The 11,890-nt window shown below is 51.2% G+C and carries 9 protein-coding genes and 1 tRNA gene; 7 read left to right on the top strand and 3 right to left on the bottom strand.

Annotated features, from left to right (window positions below; translation table 11 throughout):
• Position 1 precedes the first annotated feature (1 nt).
• The 4 genes from BUA24_RS03875 to BUA24_RS03860 all read left to right on the top strand — a co-directional run bounded on the left by BUA24_RS03875 (position 2) and on the right by BUA24_RS03860 (position 3,351).
• Entirely contained in the window at positions 2 to 1,012 is a 1,011-nt protein-coding gene (locus BUA24_RS03875) for a Gfo/Idh/MocA family protein (protein WP_072788908.1), read from the top strand.
• A 71-nt stretch (positions 1,013 to 1,083) separates the two neighbouring features.
• Positions 1,084 to 1,953, top strand: a complete 870-nt coding sequence (locus BUA24_RS03870) for an alpha/beta fold hydrolase (RefSeq protein WP_072788906.1) — start codon at positions 1,084 to 1,086, stop codon at positions 1,951 to 1,953.
• Positions 1,950 to 3,275, top strand: coding sequence for a CysS/YqeB C-terminal domain-containing protein (locus BUA24_RS03865; RefSeq protein ID WP_072788904.1), 1,326 nt, complete (start codon positions 1,950 to 1,952; stop codon positions 3,273 to 3,275). The genes BUA24_RS03870 and BUA24_RS03865 overlap by 4 nt, the downstream gene beginning before the upstream one ends.
• A gap of 3 nt (positions 3,276 to 3,278) precedes the next feature.
• Positions 3,279 to 3,351: transfer RNA gene (locus BUA24_RS03860), tRNA-Glu, on the top strand.
• Positions 3,352 to 3,823: 472 nt separating this feature from the next.
• Here the strand turns inward: BUA24_RS03860 and BUA24_RS03855 are convergent.
• The 3 genes from BUA24_RS03855 to BUA24_RS03845 all read right to left on the bottom strand — a co-directional run bounded on the left by BUA24_RS03855 (position 3,824) and on the right by BUA24_RS03845 (position 8,623).
• The gene (locus BUA24_RS03855; RefSeq protein ID WP_072788902.1) at positions 3,824 to 4,621 is read right to left on the bottom strand and encodes a hypothetical protein; all 798 of its coding nucleotides are present in this window, start codon (positions 4,619 to 4,621) and stop codon (positions 3,824 to 3,826) included.
• 704 nt (positions 4,622 to 5,325) lie between these two features.
• Positions 5,326 to 7,482, bottom strand: coding sequence for a phosphoribosylformylglycinamidine synthase subunit PurL (gene purL, locus BUA24_RS03850; RefSeq protein ID WP_072788900.1), 2,157 nt, complete (start codon positions 7,480 to 7,482; stop codon positions 5,326 to 5,328).
• A 262-nt stretch (positions 7,483 to 7,744) separates the two neighbouring features.
• Positions 7,745 to 8,623 (bottom strand): PHP domain-containing protein, encoded by an 879-nt coding sequence (locus BUA24_RS03845; RefSeq protein ID WP_072788964.1) that lies wholly within the window; start codon positions 8,621 to 8,623, stop codon positions 7,745 to 7,747.
• Between the two features lie 160 nt (positions 8,624 to 8,783).
• Here BUA24_RS03845 and purF point away from each other — a divergent pair, with 160 nt between their 5' ends.
• From purF to pyrE, 3 genes are read left to right on the top strand one after another with little or no spacing between them, the layout of a single operon-like run.
• Positions 8,784 to 10,199 carry an amidophosphoribosyltransferase gene (gene purF, locus BUA24_RS03840; RefSeq protein WP_072788898.1) on the top strand — a complete coding sequence of 472 codons (1,416 nt, stop codon included), beginning with the start codon at positions 8,784 to 8,786 and terminating at the stop codon, positions 10,197 to 10,199.
• A gap of 58 nt (positions 10,200 to 10,257) precedes the next feature.
• A complete protein-coding gene (gene purM / locus BUA24_RS03835) occupies positions 10,258 to 11,295 on the top strand; it encodes a phosphoribosylformylglycinamidine cyclo-ligase (protein WP_072788896.1) in 1,038 nt (345 codons plus the stop codon).
• Positions 11,288 to 11,881 (top strand): orotate phosphoribosyltransferase, encoded by a 594-nt coding sequence (gene pyrE / locus BUA24_RS03830; protein WP_072788894.1) that lies wholly within the window; start codon positions 11,288 to 11,290, stop codon positions 11,879 to 11,881. Before purM ends, pyrE begins: the two co-directional genes overlap by 8 nt.
• Positions 11,882 to 11,890 lie beyond the last annotated feature (9 nt).

The following is an 11,890-nucleotide window of genomic DNA, read 5'->3' as shown; positions in this document are numbered from 1 at the left end:
TATGAAAGGCAACAACACGGTCGGTTTCGGTGTGATCGGAGCTACCAGCCACGTCGCCCAAGTAGGAGTTATCCCAGCTATCGAAGGTGCCAATAACTCCCGTATCGTCGCTATGTCTTCGAGAACCTTCAGGGAAAACGACCTAAGCACCTCCGGAGTAAGGCTGTACAGAGACTACCGTGACCTGCTAGAGGATGCCGAGGTAGACGCAGTCTACGTTGCACTTCCAAACCACCTGCACCACGAGGTCGTAATCGAGGCTATAACGTCAAAGAAACACGTTCTCTGTGAAAAACCTATGGCGATCTCAGGAAAAGACCTCCAAGAGATGCACGGAGCGGCACAAAAAAACCGTGTCGCTCTTGCAGAGGCTTACATGACCGCATACCATCCTCGCCATATCAAGGCTTTGGGTCTTTGCAGAGACGAATCCTTTGGAGAGGTGCAAAGCATCTACTCGTCCTTTTCCGGCAGGCTCGAACCCCTGTCGGGCTACCGTCTAGATCCTATGCAAGGTGGGGGTTCTCTCTGGGATATCGGAATCTACGCGTTCTCCCCGGTCCTAAAGATCCTGGGATCCCAACCCAAGCGACTAATCACCAGCTTTACCAAGTCTCGAAGTCTTATCGATCTTCGGACAGCCACAACTATAGAGTTCGAGGGAGATCGTAATGCTTTTGTCTTCACCTCTTTCGTCTCTGCCGAGAGCCAAGATCTCAAGATAATCGGCGAGAACCTATCCTTAGAGGTCAAAAAGGCCTGCACCCCTAGTTCAGCTGACACACAGATAGTACAAACTGACAGATTTGGTAAGGTAACTCTGTTTGAAAGTGAGCCTATTAGCGCATATCTGGCCATGATCATGGCTTTCTCAAAACACATCCTGGAAGGCACGCCTCTCATCTGGAGTGTTGACGACACTGCAACGACACTTCGCATAGTCGAACGACTAGTATCTGAGATCGGGAAGTCTAGAGATCAAGTCGGACACGTTGAGGTCCGTGCCCTTTAGATTAGACATTCCAGCAAGTCAGTAGATCGTCACGTGTGGAACATTTCCAAGCTAAAACAGGTTAAAGATGTGTGCAGTCACAGTATCGAAACCTCGCAAACGGACTACGTGTCCACTTCCTCTACCAACAGGGGGTGGGACCCTCCATCGTGATGATCCACGGACTCGCCTCAAATGCAAAGATGTACCGAGGTGTCGGTCAACGTCTCAGCGCCCACGGATACAGTCTCTGTAGCGTCGATCAAAGAGGACATGGTGAAACCGATAAGCCCGATGGTAGCTACGACTACGATACATTTGTCCAGGATCTGAAAGAGTTCCTGGATCTCGCTGTAAACGAAGGCCTTTTGACAGTTCCAGCTGTCTTTGTTGGACAAAGTTTCGGATGCTCAGTCGTTGAAAACTACGCACTAAGATATCCAAGCGACGTTAGAGGGCTCGTACTCATTGACGGTGGGTTTAGAGCGCTAAAGAAGGATTACCCTACCTGGCAAGAGTGCGAAGCCAAGCTAAGTCCTCCGCGATTCGACAACTACACTATCAGTTCGCTTCGGCAGCGTCTCCAAGAAAATCTATCTGACTTTCCAGACAGCGCATTCGAGGGAATCCTGGCCAACTTCAAAGAAAGTCCCGAGGGTAATGTTTCGGCGAGGCTCGAACGATCAAACCACATCAAGATCCTGCGGGAACTGTGGGAGCAGGATCCCGTGGAGATATTCGAGAAGATCTCCACGCCGTTCATCTTCATCACGGCACTCAACGACGAAATAGTGGATTCGGCAACTAAGAGAGAGGAAATTCGACGCTTACGAGAGATTTCGGACGCAGCTTCATCTGCTTACTGGATAGCTGGTCACCATGATCTCCACGCCCAGCACCCAGATTACGTTGCGCAGATTATCCACAGAGAGATAGAAGAAGGAGTATTTTCAACACCATGAGTTCAATGACATCCGCTTCAGCTCAAGGACTGTTATGCATAATGGGATCAGGTGAGACAGCGCCTACTATGGTCAAGGTCCACAGGTCTCTGATCAGCGCTGTAGAGGAGGCAAGGGGCAGTCAAACTCTATATAACATCTTGGACACCCCTTACGGTTTCCAAGAAAACGCTGACGAGCTCTCCCAGCGTGCCCAAGAGTACTTTCAAACCTCACTAAATCGCCGGTTTGAGGTAGCTTCACTCCGGACAGTATCACAAATAGGTACCGTGGATCAAGATAGCTTCTACGACAAGCTTACAAGGTCTAGTTACGTCTTCGCTGGTCCGGGCAGTCCTACCTATGCGCTAAGGGTATGGAAAGACCTCGAGCTATCAAGCTTGTTGTCAAAGGTCTTGAGTTCGAGACGGGTTGTTACGTTCTCCTCTGCCGCCGCACTCACTCTAGGCAGTTACACTCTGCCGGTCTATGAGATCTACAAAGCAGGCGAAGACCTCCGGTGGGAGTCCGGCTTAGGTCTTTTGGACAAACTATTTGGGAGAAAAATCGCCGTCGTGCCCCACTACAACAATCAAGAGGGTGGAACACACGACACGAGATACTGCTACATGGGCGAACGACGAATCAGTGTACTGGAGAGAGAACTTCCCGAGGATGCCTTCATACTAGGTATAGACGAACACTCAGGAGTGATCTTTGATCTAAAATCTCAAAGTATCGAGACAGTTGGGATTGGTCTAATAACCATCCGCCGTGCAGGCAGCTCCTTACAGATCACCCCTGGCACAACCATGCCTATCAGCGAGTTCCTAAACTTACATCGAGAAGAAGAGGCTAAGGGGAACCTTTCCCCCGTCAACGTTGCAAACGATGAGGACAAAGAGGTAGTCGATCTAATCCAACGAGGAGAACCCCTTGAAGAGGAGTTGCTAAGGCTGCAAGGCGAGTTCGAGGAGGCTATCGACGCTGGCAACTTCCTCGATGCTGCAAAGAAGATCCTGGAGCTTGAAGGAACTTTGAAGGAATGGGAGACCGACTCATTGATGTCAGATATCAACAAGAGAGGTCGGGCGCAGGTGAGAAGCATGATACTCAGGCTTGGACAAACAAGCACCGAGCGCGTCTTCGACCCTTCCGAGACCATAGCACCTTACGTAAAGTTCATCCTCGAGGAACGAGAGAAGGCTCGGGCGTCAAAGAACTTCGAACGGTCTGACCAAATTCGCGATCTGTTGACTAGTTTGGGGATAGAGGTACAAGACTCACCGCAGGGAACTTCATGGTCGCTAAAAGACGCTATAGTATCTTCTACAGTTAACTAGCTAGCCCCCATCGTCTAGTGGACTAGGACGTCGCCCTTTCACGGCGGTAACACGGGTTCGAATCCCGTTGGGGGTGCAACCACAGCTTCGAATCGATCTCGGAATGCACCGAGTCACCGGATTAGGGAAGTGAATCTAAGATATACAGACTTCTACCCACTAACCGTCCTTCACGTCATTAGTCAATAGATACGTGGCTCAGCCTGATTCCGATACCTCTGGTTCTCAAAAGGAGGTTCTGAGAACCACCAACCCAACTCAAGAGACTGCGGGCTCAGAGTCAAAGTACCCCAGTCTCTTCGTGTCATCGCAACCAGTCAACGCATAATAGGTTATCTATTTCTGCTGAACAACCTCGTCACATCTATCTTCACCGGCATCCCTAATGTATTGTTGGCAGCGTGCTTCAACTAAAGCTCCAGAGCGATGGGTTCCCTATCCGGCATACTCGATAAATGGGTATGCGACGACGGCATCGAATCAGGCTCAAAGGACACTCGATGTCGATTATGGTCAAACAAGACTGTCGTTCTAGGTTCTAGAAACAATCACGACAAGCTCCACGTGCCACATCCTTGTGTCTTAAAGCCGACGACGTTCGACCCTATCGTCAGGGTGACAGGACCACTCACCGTATTGTTGGATATGATCGAAGAGGTGCTACCGAGGAAGTCAGAGTCCATCTCCCAGTAGCAGTTTGAACCACCTGAGGTAGAGTAAGTTCCAGGAGAGATGTTAACTCCAACCGCGTAGACCCCATCGCCAAAGCTGGAAAGTTTCGTCCCGCTAGCAGGCAAGGGGTGCCACGTGCCACATCCCTGGCTCTCAAAACCAACATCACTTGGGAGAATCGTTACAATATCTGGACCGCTAACGGTATCGTTGCTTATAACGCTACTGAAGCTACCTGAAAGAGAGCTTTCACGTTGCCAGTAGCAGTCCGATCCCCCTTGAGTCTGGTAAGTGCCTGGCGCAATCTGCTGACCGACCACCCAGTTCCCATCACCAAAGCTGGTACGAGGACCTGAATCCGTAGTCGTCGTCGACGCAACAACAGATTTAGCGGGAGCTATCGTAGTAGACGACCCCGAACTGGTTTTTCGACTATTAGAAGAATCTTGGGCTACGGGAGAAGCAACCGGCGAACTTGTCGAGGACCGGTCCGTTGAGACACTCGTGTTCGAAGTCGAGGTGGTCGCAGTCCCTATAGTTGATGTCGACTTAGATGTGACATTTGCCTTGACGTTAGCCTGATGACTTCCAAGCGATTGAGCGAAGACTATAAACAAAAATACAGCTCCCGCAATAGAAAGCTTCTTGTGTTCTTTGAACCACACAAACTTCATAGCTACTCCTTTCAGTTCAGTGCACGAGACCAAAACGGTACAACACAGGTGTTACCATCCAGACTTCTTGCTTTTGTACTCTCGTTACCAACAGCCAGTACAAGGATCACCAATCTGTGTCTTTGTGCTTAGGAAGAACTCGACCCTAACGGCACGGCACAAAGTCGATAATCAGTGACCCCTTCTTGCTTCTTGCGTCAACACTCCGGCTTAGCCGTACCCCCAAGTAGCCTCAGAGATCCTCGTTTGAACGATGAAGGGTTTCGAGATCTCAGGCGATGTAGGACAGACTCGTGCCTTAAACTTCACATGAGTGGTGCGGACAGATGTTTCACCCATTTAGGCACCCAAAGGCTGTGACTATACACCACCGGCTGATTTGCGAGTGATCACTAACCTCCCGGTAAATTCCGTTGCAGATTCAGAACCACTCAATCCTTCTTTCTTCCCACAGTTGTGCGGCACGCCAGATCCTGATAGTGCTCCCTAGGCACGGCCATGATATCGACAGCTAGGTAATGAGCTGCAAGAATAAAAAGACCAAGATACCAGACTGTCTGTTATCCTCAGGATCGAGTCAACTCAGCACAACGAAACCACTGGAAAGAGCTACCAGGATTTAGACCACGAATCACTCATCGCTTTACCTACTACCACAGAGGCTACATAGGTGAAACAGTGGAGTGCAGCTTCGTTTTGGTAGTTCATGCAAAAAGTACATCACCGCCATCGAAGTAGCCGATTCTTACAAAGGAAAGACCCTTGCCTAAGAGAAGTGCTTCAAGCTCAGTATCAGAGGTCGTGGTTACGAGCAACCGATCTGGCTTTTCTCCAAGAAGATCCATAACTGTTAGTTTGTCCCTGTAAAGCACACATCCTACTCTGGAGCTAGCTGATATCTCTCTCACTGCATCAAGCACTCCACCTGAACTCACGTTGTGTAAAGTCTCCACTCCATATGCGTCAGCGTGTTCAAAGAGTTCTATCGCCGTATCCCTAAGCCTCGTAACCTTGTCGTAGTCAAAGGTAAATAGATTGCCTCCGTCAGAGTTCAGAAAGTCAAAGGCAAAGGCAGATCCCGAAAGCGTTTCACAGCTCTCCCCAATCAGATACAGAGAAGAACCGACACTAGACCGGGCAAGCGAGGGAACTGGGAGAGACGGTATGTTTGATAACCCCACAGTAGTAACGGTCGGCGTCGGGTCGATATCGACCCCGTTTGCCTCGTTGTACAGTGATACATTACCCCCAACCACGGCAACACCTAGGGCCTCGCACGCCTCGGCCACTCCATCGATCGACTCCGACAGCTGCCACATCACCTCCGGATGAGTTGGATTACCAAAGTTTAGACAGTCGACCAACGCCACCGCCTTGGCGCCGACACAAGCTATATTCATCACAGACTCAACTACAGTGGCTGCAGCGCCCCTACGGGGATGCACTACGCACCAGCGAGGATTGCCATCAACCGAAACGCCGAAACTGCGCTCTACACGTCCAACTCCAGGTGCTCCGATCCGCAACAGTGCAGCGTCCTCGCCTGGACCAACGATGGTGTTTAGGAACAGCTGGTGATCGTATTGCCGATAGACCGTCGAGGGATCGAAGGTGGTCTTTAGCAGATCATTTAGAACATCTTCTGTTACTGAATCTACCGATGGAGCATCTTGTAACTTTCTTTTCCAACCCTCAGGCTCCCGCCGTTCTCTATCGTAAAGAGGAGCCTCATCAGCTAAAGAGCCTGCAGGAACTTCGGCGAGCAGCTCACCGTCCCTATGATCGTAGACTCTGAGGATTCCTCGCACCTTCCCATCGAGCCACCGCTCAGGATCCTTAACCTCTCCGACTACCGAGGCCTGTACCTCCCAGTGCTCTGCCAAGGCAAGCACCTTGTCTAAGTTACTTGGGTGGACGATCGCGAGCATGCGCTCCTGAGACTCTGAGATCATCACCTCAAAGGGCTCCATACAGCTCTCTCTCCTTGGCACCTTATCGAGATATATATCCATAGATGATCCACCCTTCGCAGCGGTCTCAGAGGTAGCACAGGACAGACCGGCGCCACCTAGATCCTGAATCCCTACCAATAGATCAGAGCGAAGAAGATCAAGGCATAACTCGATCAGCTTTTTCTCTTCGAAAGGATCGCCTACCTGCACCGAAGGTCTCTTGGATGAGTCTGACTCTCCGCCGAAACCCGTGGAAGCCAATATAGAGACTCCACCGATCCCATCTCTGCCGGTCGGAGCACCAAGGAGGACCACTAAGTTGCCAGCTCCCGTAGCTGCAGCTTTAATAAGGTGTTCCTTTGGGGCAATACCAATCGCTGCCACATTTACCAATGGGTTGTATCCGAACTTCTCTTCAAAGTGTGTCTCCCCGCCCACCGTTGGAACACCCACAGCGTTGCCGTATCCTGATATACCCGATACCACTCCTTTGAAGATCCAACGAGACTTCGGATCGTTTTGGGGTCCCATCCATAAGCTATCGAGGAGGGCAACTGGACGAGCGCCCACTGTGAATATATCACGCAGTATGCCACCAACCCCTGTTGCTGCGCCCTGGTATGGTTCTATCGCGGATGGGTGATTGTGGCTCTCCATGCGAATAGCTAGGGCAAAACCGTCGCCTACATCTATCACGCCAGCGTTCTCACCAGGTCCCATAATCACCGAAGGACCCTCCGTCGGAAGGCGGCGAAGATGCACCCTAGAAGACTTGTAGGAGCAGTGTTCTGACCACATGACCGAGTACATAGCTAACTCTAAATCGTTGGGATCGCGCTGTAAGACGCTCCTTATCATCGCAAACTCTTCGTCGGTAAGACCTAAAGCTATGTGTAACGGTTCAGCCATATGGTATCCAAGATAGCAACGTCGCACTCTCTCAAGGGTCGCCCGATATCGGGAATCGTCAGGCGGACGGTACCGATCGTCTTTGACCGGCTACGAGGGCATCTTCTGCGTAATCTTTGTTCCGAGCTCTCTAAGAACTAAGACTAACTCTGAAAGATAGATCCACCACCTTTGGGTCTGGACTTGGGCTGGTTTGCAAAAAGACCTCGAAGCCTGACTAAACCCCACTAAATCCCTCCCACATTGCGTGAGGTCGACTAAGTCAAAGTCTGGCCAAGATGGCTGCGACAGACTCTTCGGGCACCCTAAGGTCACCCTCTCCCACGCCAGGATTGAGCCCTACTTTAAAGGTACCGTGATAGTCCGAACCGCCCGTTGGCACAAGTCCTATCCGATTCGCCATCTCTACAAGCTCTGCTCTAACAGAGGGAGAGTAACGCGAGTAATAAGACTCCAAACCAAAAAGTCCAAGACCTCTGAGACGCTCTAGCATATCGGTCAACTCTTCCTTGGAGACTCGCAAGGTCAGGGGATGGGCAATAGAGGCTAGACCTTTTGACTCTTGGGTCAACTGTAGCAATTCCTCGATCGAGAGACCTTCTTTCTCGATGTCAAAGGGGGTGGAATCGCCCAAATATCTATCGAAAGCCTCGTCGATCGAGTCGACGACCCCCAGATCGATCAACACAGCCGCAAAATGCGGTCGAGCCACGTTACCCTGCGTCGCCTTGGCTGCAACCATCTCCATTGTGATGTCGATACCTGCATCTCTGAGAGATGCGACTAGCCGCTCGTTCCGTTCCTTGCGCTTTTCACGAAGCAGATCAAGTCGCTGCTCTAGTATCGTCGTATCCTCTGAAGGGAGATAGACAAGAACGTGAAAAGTACCGAGCTGGCGCGCAGGTATCGACATCTCGACGCCCTTTATAAGAGTCATGCCAAGCTCACTCGCCCTCTTTCGAGCCTCTTCGTAGCCGTCTGTGCTGTCATGGTCGGTTAGGGCTATCACCTCGCAATTAAACGCGTGCGCCTTATCGACTAGCTCATATGGAGTATCCGAACCGTCTGAGTACGTGCTATGCAGATGAAGATCGTAGACCACTTTGATCAACCTAGCAGCTAAATTCCAAGCTCTTGTCATAGCGCTTGACTCGGCGTAGTTCACCGCATTAGACACGACACAGGCAACACAGAGGCAATATGATCCAATAGAGCGAGATGCTAACCTGTAGTAGTGACACTGCCACGACAGCGCCGGCTCGACAAGCGGCAACGTACCTCACGCACCACGGAGAAGGCCATTGTTTTTATCTGACAAACCTGAAGAGGCATGCGGCGTCTTCGCAGTGTACGCTCCGGGGCGAAAGGTTGCAAACCTAACCTTCGACGGACTGTACGCTCTTCAGCATCGAGGACAAGAGTCAGCAGGTATGGCGGTCTCTGATCACAACTCGGTGACCGTTTATAAGAATATGGGCTTGGTAAGCAACGTGTTCGATGAGCGAACCTTGGCTTCCCTGCCAGGGGATCTAGCAATCGGACACACTAGGTACTCCACTACAGGTGCGTCCAACTGGAGGAACGCTCAACCTGTATATCGATCCGTAGGACCTTATGGGTTTGCTATTGCTCACAATGGAAATCTAACCAACACGTCGGAGTTGGCCGAGCAGATCGGCATGCTTCCTGGCATGGTGTCGTCGGACTCAGATCTCATGGCAGAACTCATAGCCATGCGGTTCCCAAAGGAAAAAGGTGACACAAGGGAGCTTCGCCCGGGCGAAGCACTTGTAAGTGCAACACTTTCGGTCTTACCCGAACTCCAAGGAGCGTACTCTCTCGTACTTATGGATGCAGAGGTGGTTGTGGCGGTTAGGGATCCTCATGGATTTCGCCCACTGTGCATAGGTGAACTAGATGGAGGCGGACACGTCTTCGCCTCTGAGACGCCTGCTTTGGACGTAGTAGGGGCGCAGTTCATTCGCGAGATTGAGCCCGGCGAGATGGTAGTGGCAGACGACCACGGTGTAAGAAGTTACCACCCCTTTGATCCAAAGACCTTAGAGCCAAAACTCTGTATCTTCGAGTTTGTCTACTTCGCCCGTCCAGACTCTCGCCTGCTAGACCAGGAGGTCCACGGTACGAGAAGACGCATGGGTATGTACCTCGCACAAACAATGCCTGTAGAGGCAGACATGGTAATGGGGGTACCCGACTCAGGGGTTCCAGCAGCCGAGGGTTACGCACTTGCATCCAAAATCCCTTATGGTCAGGGTCTGGTAAAGAATCGTTACATAGGCCGCACGTTTATCTCTCCAGATCCAGCCTCCAGAGTTAGCGCTGTACGAAGAAAGCTTAACCCTCTAAGTGAGAACATCTCTGGAAAGCGTCTGGTCGTCGTCGACGACTCCATTGTGCGAGGCACCACAACACGATCGATGGTGAAGATGCTGAGGTCAGCGGGCGCAGCCGAGGTCCACCTGCGTATATCGTCACCTCCTTATAAGTGGCCGTGTTTTTATGGAATCAATACACCGTCTCGAAAGGATCTGCTTGCTGCAAGGTACGACATGGAAGAGATGAGAGAGTTCCTTGAAGCAGACTCGCTTGCATTTCTCTCCTTAGATGATCTGCGCAAAGCCATCTCTGTCGACGGAGGGTTCTGCGATGCATGCCTAACCGGAAACTACCCTACTAAGACCTCACAACAGCCATAGAGTAAAGGCGAGATGTACCCGTAGACTAACTGACACTTTCACAGAAAGGCAACGGAACTTGAGCACATATAGAGATGCGGGGGTTGATGTAACCGCCGGCGAACGGGCAGTATCTATGTTTGCCGAGACCCTCAACCGCTCGTTTTCCTCCCGCGTCCTAAGCTCAGTGGGAGGGTTTGGATCGCTTTATTCGATAGACAACCTCGGAGTCAAAGAGCCGATATTGGTGTCGTCAACAGACGGTGTTGGTACAAAGACTCAACTAGCCCGTCTTCTTGGCCGATACGACACGATAGGGCAGGACTTGGTGGCGATGTGCGTAGACGACATAGCATGTTACGGCGCCCAGCCACTTTTCTTTTTAGATTACCTATCGGTCGGTAAGCAGAGTCCAGAGATAGTCTCAGAGATCGTGACCGGCGTCGCAACCGCTTGCACTAAGGCTAGATGCTCTCTGATTGGCGGAGAGACCGCTGAACATCCAGGGGTCATGGACCCAGACGACTTTGATCTTGGAGGATTTGTAGTCGGCTTAGTCGCCAAGGATCAGATGTGGGGACCGAATCTAGTAAGAGAGGGAGACCTACTCCTAGGACTTAAATCCCCAAACTTGAGATCCAACGGCTTTTCTTTAATCAGAAGGATATACGAGATCGATCGCCTTCTTCAACATCCTCAATCTCTCTCTGATCACACTCGCGAAGAACTAAAGGTAGTTCTGGAGCCGTCCATTTTGTACAGTCCCTACCTGCAAGACATGCCGATGAGACAAGAGGTAAGGGTAGCGGCGCACATCACCGGTGGTGGACTCTTACACAATCTATCGAGGTCGATACCAGATGGTCTGGTAGCTGAGGTAGTAAGGGATAGCTGGCCGGTACCGGAGATATTCCTAGAGGTTAAACGGCGAGGAGACGTACCATCTGAGGAGATGTATCGTATCTTCAATATGGGAGTCGGAATGGTTCTCGTAGTTTCTCCCGACAGCATCTCCTCGATAAGCTCCTACTTTTACAGCGTCGGCGTGGAAACCTATACACTGGGACAGATCTCCAAAAGAACCAAGGACGAAGAAGGAGCGGTCTGGGTTGAGTAGTTTTGAACAGCTTCGATCAGAAGATGATGAGTCGCTTAAGGCACGACTCAGGGAACTCCTACTCAAGCACTCGATACTACGAGGGGAGTTTGTTCTTAAGTCGGGTCAGAGATCGACTTGGTTCATAGACGTCAAAAACACAGTGTGCCGGCCAGAGGGTCTTGCAATCGTATCTCTCTTGATACTGCGGCACCTTCCCCACGAGGTAACTGCGATCGGAGGACAAACCATGGGAGCTGATCCTATAGCCTTCGGTACCGCCGGGGTAGCAACCTCACTTGGAAGAGCGATTCGAAGCTTCTCTATCCGCAAAGAGGCCAAAGACCACGGTCCCGGAGGCATGATCGCTGGTGTTCTATCAGAGACAGACAACGCCATATTGGTCGAAGACGCCTCCTCACGGGGGACATCAACACTGTCGGCTGCGAGTGCGGTAAGGGCAGCCGGGGCTAAAGTAGCCTTGGCGATAGCAGTTGTAGATCGAGGAGGAACAGCAAAGCAACTCCTAGAACAAAATGGTATCGAGTTTCGTGCTCTGCTGAGCGCTCCGGACCTAGGTTTGCCTTTCGAAGGCGGCCTAACCTAACGTCTTGCA

The sequence above is a fragment of the Ferrithrix thermotolerans DSM 19514 genome (assembly GCF_900128965.1).
GTDB classification, from domain to species: domain Bacteria; phylum Actinomycetota; class Acidimicrobiia; order Acidimicrobiales; family Acidimicrobiaceae; genus Ferrithrix; species Ferrithrix thermotolerans.
The sequence above is the reverse complement of the archived record's forward strand: the minus strand, read 5'-3'. Positions and strand labels throughout refer to the sequence as shown.